16 protein-coding genes are annotated in these 18,949 nt (G+C 56.3%); 6 read left to right on the forward strand and 10 right to left on the reverse strand.

The genetic code is table 11. The features are described 5' to 3' along the window. The first annotated feature begins 20 nt into the window (after window positions 1-20). From FFS28_RS13350 to FFS28_RS13375, 6 genes are all read left to right on the forward strand, one after another. A complete protein-coding gene (locus tag FFS28_RS13350; RefSeq protein ID WP_137849781.1) occupies window positions 21-1,259 on the forward strand; it encodes an MFS transporter in 1,239 nt (412 codons plus the stop codon). 75 nt (window positions 1,260-1,334) lie between these two features. Further along, window positions 1,335-2,657 carry a histidinol dehydrogenase gene (gene hisD / locus FFS28_RS13355; protein WP_137849782.1) on the forward strand — a complete coding sequence of 441 codons (1,323 nt, stop codon included), beginning with the start codon at window positions 1,335-1,337 and terminating at the stop codon, window positions 2,655-2,657. 3 nt (window positions 2,658-2,660) lie between these two features. Beyond that, window positions 2,661-3,425, forward strand: a complete 765-nt coding sequence (locus tag FFS28_RS13360) for an SDR family NAD(P)-dependent oxidoreductase (RefSeq protein WP_137849783.1) — start codon at window positions 2,661-2,663, stop codon at window positions 3,423-3,425. 8 nt (window positions 3,426-3,433) lie between these two features. Beyond that, window positions 3,434-4,177 (forward strand): alpha/beta fold hydrolase, encoded by a 744-nt coding sequence (locus FFS28_RS13365; protein ID WP_137849784.1) that lies wholly within the window; start codon window positions 3,434-3,436, stop codon window positions 4,175-4,177. Further along, window positions 4,159-4,950 (forward strand): HpcH/HpaI aldolase family protein, encoded by a 792-nt coding sequence (locus tag FFS28_RS13370; protein ID WP_006178080.1) that lies wholly within the window; start codon window positions 4,159-4,161, stop codon window positions 4,948-4,950. Before FFS28_RS13365 ends, FFS28_RS13370 begins: the two co-directional genes overlap by 19 nt. 12 nt (window positions 4,951-4,962) lie before the next feature. Continuing rightward, window positions 4,963-6,138 carry a cupin domain-containing protein gene (locus tag FFS28_RS13375; protein ID WP_137849785.1) on the forward strand — a complete coding sequence of 392 codons (1,176 nt, stop codon included), beginning with the start codon at window positions 4,963-4,965 and terminating at the stop codon, window positions 6,136-6,138. A gap of 60 nt (window positions 6,139-6,198) precedes the next feature. Here the strand turns inward: FFS28_RS13375 and FFS28_RS13380 are convergent, their stop codons facing one another. The 10 genes from FFS28_RS13380 to FFS28_RS13425 form a co-directional block, all read right to left on the reverse strand. Then, window positions 6,199-6,696 carry a hypothetical protein gene (locus tag FFS28_RS13380; protein WP_137849925.1) on the reverse strand — a complete coding sequence of 166 codons (498 nt, stop codon included), beginning with the start codon at window positions 6,694-6,696 and terminating at the stop codon, window positions 6,199-6,201. Between the two features lie 109 nt (window positions 6,697-6,805). Beyond that, window positions 6,806-8,137: a VasL domain-containing protein gene (locus FFS28_RS13385; RefSeq protein WP_137849786.1), complete on the reverse strand. Its 1,332-nt coding sequence runs from the start codon at window positions 8,135-8,137 to the stop codon at window positions 6,806-6,808. A gap of 22 nt (window positions 8,138-8,159) precedes the next feature. Next, window positions 8,160-8,603, reverse strand: coding sequence for a type VI secretion system baseplate subunit TssE (gene tssE / locus FFS28_RS13390; RefSeq protein WP_006178084.1), 444 nt, complete (start codon window positions 8,601-8,603; stop codon window positions 8,160-8,162). A 1-nt stretch (window position 8,604) separates the two neighbouring features. Beyond that, window positions 8,605-9,141: a type VI secretion system lipoprotein TssJ gene (tssJ, locus tag FFS28_RS13395; RefSeq protein ID WP_171007416.1), complete on the reverse strand. Its 537-nt coding sequence runs from the start codon at window positions 9,139-9,141 to the stop codon at window positions 8,605-8,607. Further along, a complete protein-coding gene (tssG, locus tag FFS28_RS13400; protein ID WP_137849926.1) occupies window positions 9,122-10,177 on the reverse strand; it encodes a type VI secretion system baseplate subunit TssG in 1,056 nt (351 codons plus the stop codon). The genes tssJ and tssG overlap by 20 nt, the downstream gene beginning before the upstream one ends. Further along, a complete protein-coding gene (gene tssF / locus FFS28_RS13405; protein WP_137849788.1) occupies window positions 10,177-11,940 on the reverse strand; it encodes a type VI secretion system baseplate subunit TssF in 1,764 nt (587 codons plus the stop codon). The genes tssG and tssF overlap by 1 nt, the downstream gene beginning before the upstream one ends. 13 nt (window positions 11,941-11,953) lie before the next feature. Next, window positions 11,954-12,694, reverse strand: coding sequence for a YidX family protein (locus tag FFS28_RS13410; RefSeq protein WP_137849789.1), 741 nt, complete (start codon window positions 12,692-12,694; stop codon window positions 11,954-11,956). A gap of 45 nt (window positions 12,695-12,739) precedes the next feature. Further along, the gene (gene tssA, locus FFS28_RS13415) at window positions 12,740-14,317 is read right to left on the reverse strand and encodes a type VI secretion system protein TssA (RefSeq protein WP_137849790.1); all 1,578 of its coding nucleotides are present in this window, start codon (window positions 14,315-14,317) and stop codon (window positions 12,740-12,742) included. Beyond that, window positions 14,317-17,721 (reverse strand): ImcF-related family protein, encoded by a 3,405-nt coding sequence (locus FFS28_RS13420; protein ID WP_171007410.1) that lies wholly within the window; start codon window positions 17,719-17,721, stop codon window positions 14,317-14,319. The genes tssA and FFS28_RS13420 overlap by 1 nt, the downstream gene beginning before the upstream one ends. Beyond that, entirely contained in the window at window positions 17,718-18,947 is a 1,230-nt protein-coding gene (locus tag FFS28_RS13425; RefSeq protein ID WP_137849792.1) for a KPHS_23130 family T6SS system protein, read from the reverse strand. Before FFS28_RS13425 ends, FFS28_RS13420 begins: the two co-directional genes overlap by 4 nt. Window positions 18,948-18,949: the final 2 nt, after the last annotated feature.

Consider the following 18,949-nt stretch of genomic DNA (forward strand, 5'->3'; position numbering starts at 1 on the left):
CTTTTAAGAGGTTCAAAACCATGTTTCGAGCACTGTTACGCCGTCGGGAAGCCCGGCTCTTTTTCATCATCAGCGTCCTGTTCTTTATCTGTATTCACAGCATCGATGCCTTCCTGGCACCAATGATGATCAACCAGGGCTTCGAGCCACAGATAATGGGCATCATTATGGGGGCGTCCGGGCTGGCTACGCTGCTTATCCGTTTCCCGTTGGGGATCATCTCCGACGTGGTAAAGAGCCGCAGGATTTTTATTCAAATCGGTTTACTGCTGCCCATTATCGCCTGGCCGATCGCCTGGTTCGAGCCTAACGCCGTCACGTTATATATGGCTAAAGCGGCTGACGGCGTCACGGCGGCCACGTGGGTGCTGTATAACATCTTGTTCATTCGCTATTTCGACCGTAACGAAGCCCCGGCGGCCGTGGCGCTGCTGGCGCTGGCCGGGCCGATCGGCGTGTTCCTCGGCAACTGTATTGGCGCCGTGCTGATCCACTACTTCGCCAACAACATCGCCTTTTTCGTCTCCTGCATCTCGGCCCTGGTGGCGCTGATCCTGACGACCCGCATTCAGGACGTTCATGATCCGGTGCAGGCTCCCACGCTAAAAGCCTGCATCACCGGGGCGGGACAGCAGCTGGCAGACCGTTCCGTCTGGTTGATTGGCATCCTGGCGACCATCGTGATTCTGGTTCCCTTTGCCACTCGCGACACCCTGACGCCGGTCTACGCCGAACAACTGGGCGCCCGGGCGGGGATCCTCGCCCTGCTCGGTAATATCCATCTTCTTTTTTACGGGCTGGCCATTGCCCTGTGCAGCTCGGTGTTTTATCAGCGCCTTGGGCTGGTAAAAACCGCCGTGCTCGGCATTGTGTTACAGGTGATCTCGACGTTTGGCATTCCTTTTACCAGCAATTTTTATGTCATTTATTTGCTCCAGGCGCTGGCAGGTTTTTCCTTCGGCATGGCGTTTGCGGCATTTATGTCGCTCAGCGTGGTGAATACCACCGCCGATGAACAATCCACCCGCATGGGATTATTCCAGACGATCTATTCCTGCGGCATGTTTGTTGGGCCGGTGATGATGGGCGTGATGATGCAACATATTAATATCTCGTCCGGTTACCTGTTAATTGCCGCGCTCTCGGTCGTCGCTGCGATTGCCACGCCGCTGTCCGCACGCTGGGTTTATGCCCGTAAGGCGCAACACGCGTCCCGCTTATTAAAAAACGGGGCTTACGCCGCCGCGCCGGATCAATAACACATTCTGCAGTAATTCATTTATCCCGGCTCGCCGGGAGGGCAACTGACATCTTAAAAAGGTAAGGAGAAGCGTGTGTCGTGGAAATTAAAAAGCGGTAAAAGTACCGAAGAGCGCCAGCAGGCGAATCAGCAGGTCAGAGAAACAGTTGAACATATCCTGGCGGATATTGAGAAGCGGGGAAATAAAGCCATTCGTGAATTATCGATTAAATTCGATCGCTATGACCGTCAGGATTATCGCCTGACGCCAGCGGAGATCGACCGCTGTATAAAACAGTTAAGCCGCCAGGATATTCAGGATATTGAATTTGCCCAACAGCAGGTGGCGAATTTTGCCCGCGCGCAGAAAGAGTGCCTGCGGGATCTCGAAATTGAAACGCGCCCCGGCGTGATCCTCGGCCATAAAAATATTCCGATCAATGCCGTGGGGTGTTATGTCCCCGGCGGGAAATATCCACTGCTGGCCTCTGCCCATATGTCCATCATTACCGCCAGCGTGGCGGGCTGCTCGCGGATCATCAGCTGTGCCCCGCCGTTTAACGGCGAACCCGCTCCGGCGATTGTCGCGGCACAAAAGATGGCGGGCGCAACGGAAATCTATGCCCTGGGCGGCATTCAGGCGATTGGCGCAATGGCATTGGGCACCGACTCGCTGGCACCGGTAGATATGCTGGTCGGCCCCGGCAACGCCTTTGTTGCGGAGGCCAAGCGCCAGCTCTTTGGCCGGGTGGGTATCGATCTGTTTGCCGGGCCGACGGAAACGCTGGTCATCGCCGATGACACCGTAGACGCAGAAATATGCGCCACGGACCTGCTCGGGCAGGCCGAACACGGCGTCACCACCCCTGCCATTCTGCTGACCAATTCCCTGACGCTTGCTAAAGAGACGCTGCAGGAAGTGGAGCGGTTGCTGGAAAAGCTTCCCACTGCCGATATCGCCCGCCAGTCGTGGCAGGATTATGGCGAAATCATCGTCTGTGACAGCTACGAAGAGATGCTGGCCGAGGCCGATCGCATCGCCTCCGAGCATGTTCAGGTGATGACCGACCGGGACGACTGGTTCCTCAGCAGGCTGACCAACTACGGCGCACTGTTCCTCGGCCCGCGCACCAACGTCGCCTACGGCGATAAGGTGATCGGCACCAACCACACGCTGCCAACGCAAAAAGCCGCGCGCTATACCGGCGGGCTGTGGGTCGGCAAGTTCATGAAAACCTGCACCTTCCAGAAGGTCCTCAGCGACGAAGCCACGGCCGAAATCGGCAGCTATTGCTCCCGCCTGTCGCTGCTTGAAGGATTTGCCGGACACGCCGAGCAGGCCAATATTCGCGTGCGTCGCTATGGCCAGACGGAGGTGCCCTACGCGATGCCGGCCCCGGTCAGGGAAAAGGTGTAATCCATGACGCTTGTACAAACGCCCTCTTTCGCTCTGCACGGCAAACGCGCGCTGGTGACAGGTGGCTCGCGAGGGATTGGCTTCGCCGCTGCCGTCGCCCTCGCGCAGGCGGGCGCAGAGGTGTGGATTGCCGCCCGCAACCGCGAGGTGCTGGACCAGGCGGCCGGTCTCGCCGCCGGGCATCGGCTCACTCTTCAGACGGTAACGCTGGATATCACCGACGCCCGGGAGGTGGACCGCGTGCTGGCAACCCTGCCGGAGATCGACATTCTGGTGAACAGCGCCGGGCTGGCCCGCCACCAGCCGTTTCTTGAGGTCAACGAAGACGACTTCGATGCGGTGATGTCGCTTAACCTCCGCGCCACTTTTTTCGTCAGCCAGCGCGTGGCGCGGCGTATGCGGGCGGGTGGTCGCGCCGGATCAATCATCCATATCTCATCGCAAATGGGACACGTGGGCGGCCCCGAGCGGAGCGTTTACTGCGCCTCTAAGTTTGCGCTTGAAGGGTTAACCCGCACGATGGCGCTGGAGCTGGGCGAGGCCGGGATCCGGGTCAATACGCTGTGCCCGACTTTCATTGAAACCGATCTGTCGCGATCGGCGCTGGAAGATCCGGCGTTTCGCCGCTACGTGCTGGAGAACATCAAGCTGCGCCGGTTAGGCCGACTGGAAGACATTATGGGACCCGTGGTGTTCCTCGCCTCCGAGGCCGCCGCGATGATCACCGGCAGCGCCCTGATGGTTGACGGCGGCTGGACGGCAACGTGAGGCACGCAATGGAAAACGCTCTGCTGGATAACACCGACCTGCCGCTGGTGCTGCTTGGCGGCACGCTGTGCAACGCCCGGCTCTGGCAGCCGGTAATTGAGCGGTTAAACGTGACGGCGGTGCTGTGCGTCACGTTGACGGGGGCGGAATCGGCGCGGCAGGCATCGCAGCGTCTGCTCAGCGCGCTACCGCCGCGCTTTTTGCTGGCCGGGTTTTCGCTGGGGGCAATCGTCGCGCTGCACATGGCCGCCGACGCACCGGAAAGGCTTAGCGGGCTGGCGCTGATATCTGCCAACCCGCTTGCCGATCCGCCGGAAAACGCCGCACCACGGCGGGACGCGGTGCGCACCGCACGGGCGCAGGGAATAGTTGACTGGCTGGTCCCGGCGCTGTGGCAACGTTACGTCGCCCCGTCGCGCCTCAACAACCGGGCTTTACAGGACATTATCTGTAAGATGGCAAGCGAGTGCGGTGTAACGACCTTTGCTCAGCAAACGGAAATCGCCATTCACCGGCAGGACAACCGGGCGGCGCTGGGCAATCTCCCCTGCCCGATAGTGCTCCTTAACGGCGCGCAGGATCCGATCTGCACGCCCCATCATCATCACTTACTGGCGGCAAGCGCCGCGAACGCAACCTGGCATACGGTGGCATCTGGCGGGCATTTTATTCCGCTCGAGACCCCGGATGAGGTCGCATCGCCGCTGCGCCAGTGGATTACGGAGTGCATATCGTGCGCAAGAACACACTAAAAACCGCCTTTCAGGACAATACCCCCATCATCAACGGCTGGCTGGCGATCCCCTCCGGCTACAGTGCGGAAATTGTCGGGCAGCAGGGCTTTGATGCCGTAACCGTCGATCTCCAGCACGGCATGATTGATTTTGCCAGCGCGCTGACGATGCTGCAGGCGCTGTCGGCCACGCCAGCGGTGCCGCTGGTGCGGGTGGCGGATAACGATCCGGCGCAAATCATGCGCGTACTGGATGCCGGGGCTTACGGGGTGATTTGTCCGATGATCTCCAGCGCCGAGGAGGCCCGCCGCTTCGTCGCCGCCTGCCGTTATCCGCCGCTGGGCGTACGTTCCTTTGGTCCGGCGCGGGGCCTGCTTTACGGCGGCAGCGATTATCCGCAGCACGCCAACGATGAAATCCTGACGCTGGCGATGATCGAAACCCGCGAAGGGCTGGCAAATCTTGACGCCATTCTCGACACCGACGGGCTGGATGGCGTGTTTATAGGCCCTAACGATCTCTCGCTGACGCTGACGGGCAACGCCAGCGCCGAATCCCAACACCCGGAGATGCTTGCTGCCGTTGAGCGGGTGATCGACCGCTGTCGCCAGCAGCAAAAAATCGCCGGGATTTTCTGCACCTCCGGCGCGGCTGCCGCAGCGCGTATTGCCCAGGGGTTTCATTTCGTTACCCCGGCAAACGACGTCATGCAACTGGGCCGCGCCTCGCGCGAAGCCATCGCCCTTGCGCGCGGTAACGCCATCCCTGCCACCGGCACATCCGGCTATTAAAAGGAGAAAAAAATGAACGCTATCCATCTTACCCAGAGCCAGGCGAGAAGCCGACTCATCACCCCCGATGATATGGTCTCCTGCAACCTTGCTTTTATTGACTGCAAGCTGCCCGGCTCGCACCTGAAGCAAAACTATTCGTTTATTGGCCCGGGCGTCACTCAGTCCTCCGAGCAGGTGGTGAATATTCCCGAGCCGCACGGTTTTAACATAGGCGCGGCGGCCATGCCGAAAGGGGTAACCAATAACCTGCATCTGCATTTTACGGCGGAAGTGTTCCTGATCCATGAAGGGACATGGCGTTTTCGCTGGGGCGCGCAGGGTGAACATGAAGCGGAATTCAGCGCCCCTGCGATCCTCTCCATCCCCACCTGGATTTTCCGGGGGTTTACGAACGTCAGTAAAGAGGACACCAGCGGCATGGTGTTCACCGTGCTGGGCGGCGACAACACGGGCGGGATCATCTGGCATCCGTCGGTACTCGCGGCCGCCAGTGAGTACGGTATGTATTTAAGCAAAGAGAATATGTTGATTACGCAGGAACCCGGCGAGCCGCAGCCTGACCCCGCCACGCTGCTTAAGCCGCTGTCGAAGGCGTATATTGCCGGGCTACGTGATTACAGCGTTGAGGAGATGCGCAAGCGCGCGGTGACAGGCGATGACCGTTGCTGGTCGGCACGGGGACTGCTGGACTCGGTGTTGCCGGGACACGGCGGCGAAATCGCGCCCGTTATCGGCTTTGGCATTTCCCAGGACCGGGATTCCTGCCCTGCGATTGTTAGCCCGCACGGTTTTTCCGTCGAGTGGCTGCGGCTCGCGGACAATTGCGTCACGGGCCGCCATGTGTGTCCTGACGTGCAGGTCATCATGGTCTTTAAAGGAAAGCTTGAGGTCACCTGGAATGAGGCGGACAAGGAAGTGAGTATTATCGCGCCGGAACGGTCGGTCATCTCCATTCCGGCGAACAGCTGGCGGCGCTACCGCGCGATAGAGGGGAATATGGAATGCATTTTGACAACCCAGGGCGATCAACGTAAACGCCTGTACTGGGATGAGGAGATCCTGCAGGAGGCGAAAAATCATAACCGCTGCCTCGATCCGGATGGTTATGTCGCCGATGCCGATATACTGCCCGCCACGGCCCGCCGTGCAGGGGCAAAACGTGAAAAATGGCAGGCAGATGCCTGAACCTGTGCCTGAAACGAAAACTGGCGCAGCAGGTTGCCTGCGCCAGCTTTCCGGCCCCGATCAGGCCAGCTTGTCGAGCGCCTGGAAAAAGCGATCTTCCGTCATGACGACATTCGCTTTTGCATCCTGATGCTCACGCCGGATAAACCAGCCGGTTTCCGGTGCCATGCTCAGGTGATACGCCTGGCGACTTTCAGGCGTCTCTATCCGCATTGTCACGCAGCCCCGCTCCGCTCCGCGGCAGAGTTGTTCCGGTACAATGCTGGCGCTACGGTCTGCGTTCTGGATCCGGATAGTGGTTACCGGATACCGGCATATGCCGCAGTTCAGACTGTAACCAATCGTACTGAGGTCGTGAATATGTTTTGTCGATACGACAACCTCAATGCTTGACCCCGCAAACCACTCGCTGATTTGCTCCGCCAGCTCGTCCATCCGCTCACAAAACAGCCTGATCTCAGCCTCCGCAGACGATTTACCGGGTGGGGTGATGTCATTATTTTGCTGCACTTTTTTAAAAAAACGTTCTTTGGCTGACACGCTGTCGTCCCTGTTCATTTTCACATGCTGTTATGCCTGATCACGCGCGCCGTGCGCTGAGCGACCGTCTTCAATTTATCTCTGTAATGCCGTAAACGGGAGTCTGCAACTCATGACTGCACGCAGGTTATTGCGCCATTTGTTGTTTGAGTACCGCATAGCGGGTAATAAGCTGTTGCAGCTGCTGCTCCGTCTGGCTCTGCTGTGCCGCTGGCCAGGGCCGATCGTGCGGCAGGACTGAAAGCTGGCGCAGCTGTTCTTCTGCCGGTATGGCGCGGGTAAATGACTGCGTCATCGCAAACACTGCCGACTTGAGTTCGCTGACCGTCATGTATTTGCCACGCTTTTCATCCAGCGCGTTGAGCCGGTTCGCCAACTGCTGGAGCTGGGTCATCCCCTCATGCCAGCCGTTCAGCTCCGGTGCAGGAAGCGCGGCGGCAGCGACCTGCTGCTGCCACTGCTGTGCCAGCGGTTTCGCTTGTTCAGGCCACAGAGTAAGGGCCTGACGCACCAGACTGTCGCCATAGCTGACGGCCCAGTCCGGTTTCAGCCGTAACAGTTGCGCCAGCTGCTGCTGCGTTTTGTCGATACCCGACACGGGAGATAGCGACATGTGTCGCAGGGACTGTAGCTGTTCGGTGGATAGCGCGGCGGGTAACGGGGCCAGCGTGGCAGCGAGCTGCGTCTGTGCAGGGTCAGGCTGATGAAGTGCCTGCCAACCCCACGCGACCGCACCTGCCACCACCAGCATGGTCAGCATACCGGCCGCAAACGGCTTCCAGGGTTTAACCGGGGGCGAGCTTTCGGTCACCACCTGCACATTCGGCAACGGATCGGGCTGTACCACGTATACCCATTTCACCTGGTCGCCCGGGTTGGAGAGGCTTTTTTCAGGCGTGAGCGCCGCGTCATGGGGCACACTCACGCCGGTGTTGTCGCTGTTTTCCAGCCGCGCCGCTGTGTTATGCATCAGGATGCGCAGGGCATCAAGCTGGCTGGCGTGTTTCAATTCCAGACGCTGCAACACCTCACCCAGGGTATTCAGATGTTCCTCCGCCTGGTAGAGCTGGCTCAAATCCGCATACGTTAGCGCCCGGGTGCGCATCGCCTGCTGTAGCCGCCTGCTCAGCGCGCTGAGGATCTCCATTCGCGCATGGACGGGCTGCGGCCAGATTTCCCCCCACTGCCGGGCAACCAGCGTAGCCAGGATCGCCAGACCTTCATTCATGCCATACAAACCGGCCAGATGGGTACGGGCAAGCGTATACCAGGCGGTGGTCTGCAGCTCAATCCCGTTGTGCTCAAACAGCGAGAGGCAGAGCGTTTCCGCAAGCTGCCAGTTGACATCCGGGCGCGCCGGATGCGTCAGCTTGTTCATCTCATCGCGAAGGGCGGCGTAATCCGCAAGCGTGCGCGGATCGCCGCCGGTATTAAGGTGGCGTTCAGAATGTGTCGTCATAACCGTTTTGCCTGAGAAAAAACTAGATTGCGGCGCGTACATCAAGGTACTGCTGCTGTTTCAGATGGCGGATTAAGACCCTGCCTTCCGGCATAAACTCGGTACCGTAGCGCACCAGTCCGATGCCCTTTAGTTCCGCATCAATGGCGTAGCGCAGCTCGCCAGGCTGCCTCTGATCCAGCATCACTACGGTGATTTTGCTCAGGCGCGGCTCGTATTTCAGCAGCACGGCGGAGAGCGTCGTGATCAGCTGGTGCGCGGTGCCGGGCATCCCCTGGAGAATTTTGGTCATATCCGGCAGGCCGTAGTCCGGCAGATGTGCCAGCGTCCCGGCGCGGCAGTTGAGAATGCGCTGCATGTTGTCCAGCACTGAAAGGATGAGCTGGTTCTCCTCGCTGACGCTGTTCAGGTCGAGGCCGCCGGCGAAGTTGCCGAAAAGCGTTTCATACAGAGACGGACGTGGCATTTCAGTCCTCCTTAAGCGGTTGCAGGGTCAGGCGGTTATTGCTGGCTTCAATAATGCGAGGTTTATCCGGGTCGAGGTCGTCGCGGGTGAGGACCAGGCGCCATGTATTGTTCGCCTGGTCCGGCGACATAAACATCCCCGCCACCGCGACAAACTGTGCCGCCTCTTCCAGCGGCATGTCCAGCGTCACGGATTCTCCAGGACGAAGACGGATATCTTTTTCGGCCACCAGGTCAGCTTTAATGGCCTGGCTGTCATCGGCAAACAGCGACGGATAATCGGTGCTGTCGAATGCCTTGCGCTCTTTCAGCTGGTAAATGCGTACGACCGTCGCCAGCGACGCCCCTTTCGCGTTGTTATTTACCCCCGAGCGCGCCTGAATATCCAGATGCAGGGTTTTAACCTGTTTGTAAAAAATGGAGCGGGTCATTGAGACCGTCCCGTCTTTTACCGTTTGCGTCAGCCCGCAGCCGGTTAAGGCCGTGGCGAGTGTTATTGCCAGCAGCGTCGCGGTGGTGTTACCAGCGGTAATCGCCATCTTCATCGCTCTCCCTTCGGTGAATATTTTCCTGAACGCGCTGATAACGGCCCAGGTGAATGGTGATAACGTCATTGTTGTTTTGCTGCGCATTGAGCGGCCGCAGTACCGCCGTCCGTCCGATCTGGCTCCCCTGGACGTCATTGCACGCCAGCCGGGCATCCGGCAGCAGATGCCGCGCCACGCACAGTTGCATCCGCACGTCCAGATGCGATCCCAGATAGACATGCAGCAGCGCCATCAGATCGCCGTGCAGCTCCCCGCCAGGGAGCCAGCCGCGCACCTCTTCGGGGTTATCTGAGGTCAATTGCAACAGCACCTGACCATTCACGTCCGTCCCGTGCGTGCCCATGACAGGGCGAAGCCGCAGGCCAATCGGCCGCTGCGTACTCATGGTGAGCGGATGCTTCAGCTCGATGCGGCAACGGTCGTGGGGATACACCGTCGCACGGGTATCCGGTGCCAGGAGTTGAACCAGCGCAGCGATCCCCTCCGCCGTGCGCCCCGGTAGCAACATGACTGGCAGCAGCGCCAGAAAGCGCGACAGCGGCGTGGCGGTATTGTCCGCACAACCGGGTATCCCCAGCCCCGCCAGCCCAAGCAGATACTGCGAGGTATTGTCAGTGCCGCCCGCTTCAAAGGTCGCCGGATAAGAGTACTTACGCCAGATACGGTAATACTGGGCGATCAGCCGATGATTGAAGATATCGAGAAAATCGCGTGTGGCTTCGGCTCCCTCCCGCCGCTGGGCGATATCGTCGATATAGTGCGTCGGCAGCGGCGATTCGACCCCGTACAGGCCCATAAAGGTGATATTGACCGATGGCGGCAGATGCGTATGTTCCGGTTCCGGCTCCGTCAGCCCCCTGATTTCACTGGCCGGGAACCCCATCCCCGGATGCGGGCGGAAACGGACAGGCTCCTGAGGTAACTGCCAGTCACTGCCGGGCACCGGCGCATCCGGCTGACTCTGCTCAAGCAACCGGCAGAAGCGGTAAAAATTCATGTACGGCAGTTGGGGCCGTACCCTTTCCATCATCCGGGCAGGCGCGGACTGTGATTCTCTTTCCACCGGATACACTTCCCTTCAGGCTGAACAATCAGCGTGAGCTGGTTAAACTGGTTCATGTCGGCGTACAGGGCGAAAAAGCGGTTGAGCATTTCACCAAACAGGTGAATGTCGCCTTCACCCGTAAAGCCGTTGCTGTCGAGCGTCACTTCCACGTCCAGACCCCGCAGCAGAAACCCCTCTTCGAAACGCTGAATACGGTGGTGCCTGACGTCCAGAATGGCGTCCAGGCGACGGTTGTTTAACTCATCGTCCCGCCAGTTATAGAGCGACAGCGTGCCACGCAGCACATCAGCGCTGCTCATCATATTCAGAAAACGGGTTCCCAGATGGCTCATCACCCGCCAGTGGAAACGATCTTCCGCAGGAGGGTAGGCCGGGAGCGTCGGCTTACACAGGTTGCGCACGGTTAGCGGCGTTTCGGAGACCTGTTCACAGCGGTCAAGCAGCGTGCTTTGCAGCGCCCGGCGCGGCAGTTGGCCGTTGGTGCCGGTGATACGCAACGACACGGTTTCCCGGGCTATTTCCCGGTCAGCCTCCCACTGCTGGCCGCCGAGGATCAGCCAGGTATCGTGCATGCCGTTCACGCCCCGCTTCACGCGAGTATGGAAATAGCGTTCCGGCGCGTGGCGGCGCATCATCCCGCCCTGATGACGGAAGCTGGTGAACGGCACATAGCGCGCATCCCCGGTACGCCCGGAGCCGGTAACGCTATCAACGGAGTAAATCTCGGTGTGCCCGTCCTGCAGGCGCTTCGGACGCAGCAGGTACTCGCTTTCCAGCCCGCTGATGGTCAGCGGATCGGCCTCAAGCGTGAACAGGTTGATCACCGGCACGCAGTGCAGGCGCAGGGCGTCGCGGGTCACCGGCAAATCACTCTGCCAGACCTGGCTGAACACCACTTCGATATCAACATGTTCTGTCCCCGACGGCAGCGTGATGTTTTCCAGGCCGTTAAGGTGCACGAACATAAATTTTTCACGGAACGTGAAATACTCCAGCAGCAGCTGATACCCGCTAAACGCACTGCCCGCTTTGGGCCACAGGCCGTCTTCATCGCCAAAGCCGCCTGGCGAGAAGTAACCATCGAGCGCGATGCGATCCGTCTGACCCGGCAAACGCAGGTACAGACTGGCCTGGCGTTTAGTCAGCCACAGGTGCAGGGCGCTGCCCGTCACAACCTCTTCCCCGAGATACAACGGCAGTCGGCGCAGATCCACCTGCGACCAGTCAGCCTGGCCGCTACAAGTGAAGCGTAACCGCAGGGCTGAACGCCCGTCCGGCTCTGTGGTCATCACCACGTCTGACACCACCAGCGGGTTGAGCACCAGATCACGGGTGGTGCGGTAGCGGCAAACGGTATTTTTCTGCCCCACCGGGCGAGACGAGATTTCCAGCCCGGCGGGAATGACTTCACTCATCTTCATCGCCGCAACATCCGGGCTGAACGCCACAATCGACAGCGACGGAATGGTGCGCATGTAGTGTGGCCACAGCATGCTGACCAACCCTTCCGTCAACTCCGGCAGGTCGTCATCAATTTTTTCGCGCAGACGGCCCATCGAGAAGGCAAAGCCTTCAAACAGGCGCTCGACGTACGGGTCTGGCGTACCGGCCTTATCAAGATCCAGCATCGCCGCCCGGTCCGGGTGGGTTTGCGCGAACTCCTTTGCCGCCTCGCGCAGGTAGCGCATTTCGGCGTCAAAATAACGCAGGGTTAAATCTTCCATAGATTCCAGATCGTTAACGTCCAGTAGCGGAGTTGGTAATTAGCCCTAACACGCGAATACTAATTGGGAAAAAAACGATATCAGCAACCGCGGCGAAAGGCGTGAGAACGACATTTGTCACTAAATTAACAGGATGGAATTCTGTAGAATCATTATCGACATAAAATTCGACCTTATGGGGTTTATCCAGTAACGTCATATCGTTGAACAAACTGTTATTTTTCTCACGAGGAAGTATTACCCCAGCTAAAGATATACGTTTGACATAATCTTCACCTTTACGCTGAAAACCAGCCTGCTTTAACGTTTCGACATCGTGGTCTGTAATTGTTTTAATGTGTTGATTGACGAATACAAAGAGTTCATCGGAGAAACTTAATACTGCATCATCATTATCTGGCTTTTTAAGCTCAAGCCTTAAAGCATCTTTTTTTTCGAAGCCCGAGACTAAAGGGTATTGAGTCGATATTTTGTCTAGCGCCAGAAGATCATTAGCCCCAGAGGTAAGAATATAAACATTCTTTTTTCCCAGAAAGGCAACCCCATTTTCAGGAATAGCTACTTTTATTGAAGATGTGCCCTGCAAGGCCGTGACTGAAAGGTTTTTATACTGAAAAGCCGCCGTTACCTTGTCCTCAATAACCGTTGAATATCCATATCGATGTTCAACGACTTCATTACCGTTCCAAAGCAGAGCTGTACATCCTGACGCCAAAAATACAAAAGACAACAAAACGTTTTTTACGAAACGCATATGTTTCTATTTCCTTATAGAACAAATAATGTGGTGAGAGCGTAATCAGTTACACAGTACTGCGGCTTTTACCGGATCAATTGCAACCAGCCCAGCCAGCAGCAGCTCCATTTCCGGATTCAGACGTGCCTTATCAGCCTCGCTACGTCCTGCTTTCATGCGCAGCAGTTTCAGGCGGCGGGCTTTTACTTCAAACAGCAGCCCGGGTTCCCACTGGGTGAGCGTGACGGTTGTTGCCCCGTCGTCCAGCTCACCCAAAAGGTGCAGCGCCAGCTCATTTTTGCCCGTCTGCTCGGCGACTCTCGCCATCAACAGACGCAGCAGCCAGCGGTTGCGCCTTGAGGTGATGCCAGGGCGATTTTGCAGCCACGCCAGCGCAGCCTCCGTCCCTTCGCTATCGGCAAGGGCTAAGGCTTCTGTCTCAAGCTGCAGAATGTCCTCATCGTCCACTGCGGGAGAAGCCCCGAGCGTGTGTGTCTCAGACCAGCCTGTCGTGCTCTCCTGCACCTGCTGTTGGATCCAGTTAAGCGTTACTTCGTCGGCAAACGGCGTACCGTCGTTAAAGGCCAGCGTCTCCAGCCCCGTCAGACGTGAGAGAAACCCTTTCAGGTCAGCCTGGATAATGGCCGCCTCGTGTTCACGGCCTGATTTGACCAGCGCCTGATGAAGATACCACTGCACATCCAGCCACAGATGGTTGGCCCCGCGTGACAGCAGGCTGTCCGCCTCCTCCATCAATTCCCGCCAGCTCTGCTGCAAATACAGGCGTTTCAGAAGCGCCCGCTGGTCGGGTTTCGGCGGCTCAATGCGGGTTCTGCCGTCTGCCAGGAGAGCCGGTAGCTGGTGAAGCGTGTCGTGGCGAAGGTTTTTTATTAAACGGTGGGCGGACAGCCATCCTTCCGGCTGGTTTCTCAGGTAATCAGCCAGCACTCGCGCCTGCGCCAGCAGCTCCTGCCCTGACGCGATTCCACCCAGCGAGGGCACGTTCGCGTCCGTCATGGATGTATGACCGGTATCGCTAACGTTTTGCGGCACAACGGCCTCCGGGCCGCCGGATTTTTGCAGACGCGTTTCCAGCGCGGTGTAAAGCCCGGCCGGTAAAACGATTTCTCCTGCCTGCTCCAGCAGTAACAGCGCACCGGTAATACGCAGGGTATCGGCATTGTTGACTTCCGGGTAACGTGCGAGGCTGTCGAGCATTCTGGCGCTGGCAAGCCATTCGAACGCCCCCAGGCGACTGCGCTCGCGCTGCGGATGCAGTTGTACGCCATAACGCAGCACTAATGCTGCCATCAGCTCAAGACCGTCTGCCAGGCCCGCCTCACCATCGCGATGCAGGCGCGCCCAGGCATAATAAGAGACCACGCGAATATCTTTGGTTGTGGTGGTCAGCAGTTTTTCGGCAAGCTGACAGACCAGGTCCGTGTCTGCGCCGGAGAGTTTGTTTACCTCCTCCCGCATCTGCTGAAAATCATCATCGTAGCCCGGGTCTTCCCCGACTGGATTTTCAGCTGATACCGGTTGCAGCCAGTTTTCCCATAGCGACAGACGCTGTTGCGTCCGCGCAGCCACGTCATCTGCATTGGCCTGGCAGGCGCTAATCAATGTCTCAACGGTCGCCATCAGTACGTCTCCTCTGTATTATCTTCGTCCTCTGCCGGGTAGGCCATTGCAGGTGCGCTGACGCTGAATATGGCCTCCGGCAGGCTAAAATTACGTAATTTCAACAGAGCCAGCGGCCCTTCTCCCGCTTCGGTGCGCAGGGTATAGTTCAGCGGCCTGCCATCCTGAGCCTGCCAGCTCAGACTCCAGCTACTGCCCGTTCCCGGGTAGGCGCTGACCGTGGCTTTGTCCAGGAGCCGTATCCAGCCCCATGCGCCGGACATATCGGCGTACTGCCGCGTTCCGGCCTGGGTACTGATCCAGCTCAGGGCCGCACCCGGGGCTTCCGTATCCGCAGGCCAGGTGAATCGCTTCCAGGCGGGCATCTGGTTCATATAACTCAGCTTTTGACTATCAATCACCAGCGTGGTTTGCATAACGCCATCAGCCGTGCCGGGGCGGATCTCAAAAGAAAGCCCGGCCTCGCCGTTGGTAAACACCACATCGGAGAGGTGGCTCAGGGTATCGACCGCGCGAATGAAGGCCGGATTAAAGGTTAACCCCTGAGCGTTTATGCTGTCCGGTACCCAGTGACTTCCCTCTTTATGCAGTACGCCGTTTAGCCGGGTCTGCAGAAACTGCGTAATGCGTCCGGAATCGGCATTGAGGTATTTCGCCAGCAGCGGCAGGGATACCTCGCTGCTGACATCCTTAAACGGATACCTGCCGCCAAACGCCGTGTTCCAGTCCGCGACCACCGCGCTTTGCCACTGGGCATTGAGGCTTTCCGCTGCCGGGGTCAGCACCTGCTGCCAGGCCTGTTCCATGGGGCGAACGAATACCGTCTGCCCGAAGCCGCTCCACTCCTGGCCCAGTCCCGCCGCCACCAGGCTGCCGTAGTCCCGGGTTTCGGTTAAATCCACCGCCTTTCCCTGGAACACCGTCTGAGCCAGCGCCTGGGTCATCGCCTGCGGATCGGTGGCATTGGTCACCTGCTGTAGGCGCAGGCGCACCTGAGTCACGCGAGTCAGGAAGGTTTGCAGGCTGAGGTCCGCATTGCCCGTCCCTTTCGTCTGACTGCCCATCAGCGCCAGTACCGGCCCAAAGGTTGCATCGAGCGGGCCATGTGCACCGACCTGCTGGTCGATGGCGGGTTGCTCATCGCGGTTAAACAGGTTTTTCGCCGATTTGACCAGCGAATCGGACATTGCCTCCCCGGTCTGCCCGGTGCGTCCCTGTACGCTTAGGGTGTTCATCAGGGCTACCAGCGGCGACTGACGCACATCGGCCATCAGGGTCAACTGGTCAATAGCGTCCGACAGCGTAGCTGCCGGCTGGAGTCGCAGGCTATTGAGGAAGTCGAGCCAGACGCCGCCAAAATCAGCAAAGTAGCGTTCCGTCAGGCGCGCTTTCAGCGCGTCCGGGGAGGCCTGCTGTGTGGCTGGCTGTTTAGTGTCGCTCAGTACCCAGTCCATTTCATCGCGACGCTCCCTGACGACCTTTTCAATGGCGGGCTGCACCGCCTGCTCCCACGCCTGGCGGGTGAACATCCCCGGCACCACTTCACCGGTCGTGAACAGGCGCGACGCATCCGTATCGCCGGTCATGTCCGACAGGCGCATGTCGGCATACTGGTTTGCCACCTGCGCGAGCATCTTCTGGTACAGCGTGGATTCGCTGTTACGCATCCCCATCTGGCGGATCAGCAGCGTCCGTGCCTGGCTAATCAGCCCTTCATCAGGATGCAATCGCCACTGCGGATGGGTCACCAGATTGGCGCCGTAGAACCGAAGCAGCGATGTGCCGCTTCCCTGCCAGATGCCGTCTTTCACACCCGAACGCTGCGGCCAGTCCTGCATCAGCATGCCGGAAAACCAGGCGGCGTCCATTCGCTCCGGTCGGGCCAGCATCAGGTACAGTTTCAACTGGTCGTAAGCGGTTTTGGTCATCTTCTCGCGTAGTGGGCTGTCCGGCGGAAGCTGCACGAAGGCGCTCAGCTGTTTCTGAAGATGAGTAGCCGCCGCATCGCGCAGCAGCGGTATCGCATTTTCGCCGTAGCGCGGCAGCAAGGCCGCCAGGAGTTCATCATTCTGGCTAAGGCCGCCGCGGGCATACCACGGCGCACCGTGTTCCGCGCGATACTGAAGGCGGGAAAGGGTTTTCTGCAGTTCCGAAAGTGCGTGTAATCTGACCGCCAGCGGCTGTTCCTCTGCCGATACCTGCCCTACCTGCTCCTGAGAGGTATGGATGATAGAACGATTGATAAAGAAGGAGGTAACTGCTACTGAGCCCCACAGCACCAACATCGCAGCAACAGCAATACCTGATGCCTTCAGTCCAGAAAATCCTATTTTTCGCGCCTTCAATCCAGGCGGCAGTTTGGTCAAGGAATCCAGCAGCGCATCCCAGCGTGCATCTTGAACCCAGTCATGGTGAACACGTTTTGTAGGAACAGAGGAAGGCTGACTGAACACAATCCCTGCCAGAGATAACGGACGGAGAGGGGAGAAAAATATCGCTAATGAATCACTGATGCCTGTATGATTCTGCGTCAGAAAATCTGCCAGTTTCAGCAAAAAATTATGATGAATATTCTGCATTACCCGCTGTGTACCCTGCTCCACCAGCATCGGCAATAACCTTGTCAACTGAGTTTGGCAGATTGAAGAAGTACATTCTGCGGGGAGAAGACAAGTCGCTGATATGCTCTCCAAGTCGGTTGGCTGATGCTCATGCAATGACCAGAGATACAGCGGCACACGCCAACCTGTTATGGTAAATACCATCAACAGGTAGCGGACTAAACCACTCATTTGCTCCGCTGAGGACAATGTAAACGCTACTGACTGACCTTGCGTACTATTCTGAGTATTGAGATCTGTTATCCACACAACACCGTCCAAGGGACGACGACCAAATCCGTGCAATTGCTGAAGCCATACTCCATCCGGAGCATTATTAAAATCGCCCCCCCACAGCAACAGTGTGTTGTCATTTTTCTGCCAGCGCTGCACGGTCAGGTCGGGGAGCAATTGCTCAATCTGAGCAGTATACCCTGTAACAAGCAAAATGCGTGTTTTGTTGCGCCAACGCCATCCATGCAATGCTTTTATTGACGGAATAGCACCCTGATAAAAAACTTTATTATCTATATTGGTTACAGAAGTTTGATTTTCATTTTCCTGGTGCTTTCTAAGCCAGTTAAAAAAGCGAAACTGCGTAATCATGCCAGAAAGAGAACGGTTAAGTATAACCCATAGAGAAAGCATCACAACTACACCAGAAAAAATTACCAGAAGGCGTTTCCTGTCACTCTGCCAATCCCATCCCATATTCGCGCCGACGAAAATGAACAACGCAAGACACAACATGACGAACAGTATTAAAAAAAACACTCCAGAAAATCTGGTTAATAGTCTTTTCATGCTTCACCATCGCTATTATTGGCAATATTTAAAGACCAAGAAAGGATTTTGTTATTAGGTTTAGTAACTAACAGATAATTACCAGGTTTGACATTTTGCAGAGCATATTGAGTTAATAAAAGTTCACTCGTTGGGTGGCTATTTGCAAATAGTAATGAACAATCAATAAACCCATAAATACTTTCTATGCAAATATAGTCGATTAGCATATTGATGATTTTGTTTTTTTCATCCTCGTTAAGACCTGAAAATAACACCCCAGAAAGGTCGCCTGTTTTAATTATGTCACCCCAGAGTAATGATTTCCTGATACCACTATAGTCCGACTCAGGCCGGCGCAATATATTAGCTGGAAGCACTTTGGCTCCAGTTATAGTTTTTTTACCCAGTAAACAGGTGAAACTCTCCGTTTTCCCATCGAAATCATCATTATCATAGAATTCTGTCGTTAAAATTACAGAACTGAAAAGAAGAAGATACTGCTCACTATCAAATAACGTATCTTCATCATCCAACCAAATATCAAGAGCGGAAGAAAACTCTTCGCAGAAATTTACCTGAGTTTTTATAGGTAGATTCTGAATATAATCCATCCAGATATTATTAAATATTTCTCGCAGGTGTTCGGGTAAGACACAAAAAACAGTTACAATTGCAGTTTTTGGGATAAGGTACAGCGATAATCTTAACTCATCCAGCACAGACTTGATTTTATCGCAGAATAAGTAATACTCTCTTTTATTTAGATAATTTTTATTATTATAAGATGGAATTGAACTGTGAAAGACAAGATAGCGGGCAAATTTTTTCTTTTGCGGTGTATACCTCATTGGAAGCAATGAATTGCTTAATACTCTTGAATCTCTACCCTTTTCATCTGGCGTAATCGATATAACTTTCAAAACTTCAAGGCCCTTTTGACCTTTCATTACCAGTTCATTGTAATAGTTATTTCTGGCTGCATTCCATTGTTCTGCTTTCATTATGGAATTATTCCAGATAAATAAACGAAAAAACAATGTGCTTCCCCATATTAGAACCGGGATGCCTGCTAATTCAAACCAAAAAAGAAATTTATTCACTGATAAATAAGAAGAGAAATAATTTAATGATAAAAAATCGAAGAAAACAAAAATAATTATAAATAATATCCCCCACAGCCACATCGATGGTGGTGATATTCTGGTATTTTTTTCAGGCGGGCATTGTGACAAATCAACAGGCATTG

Origin of the sequence: Enterobacter sp. 2VL (assembly GCF_005503595.1) — a bacterium.
GTDB lineage: Bacteria > Pseudomonadota > Gammaproteobacteria > Enterobacterales > Enterobacteriaceae > Enterobacter > Enterobacter cancerogenus.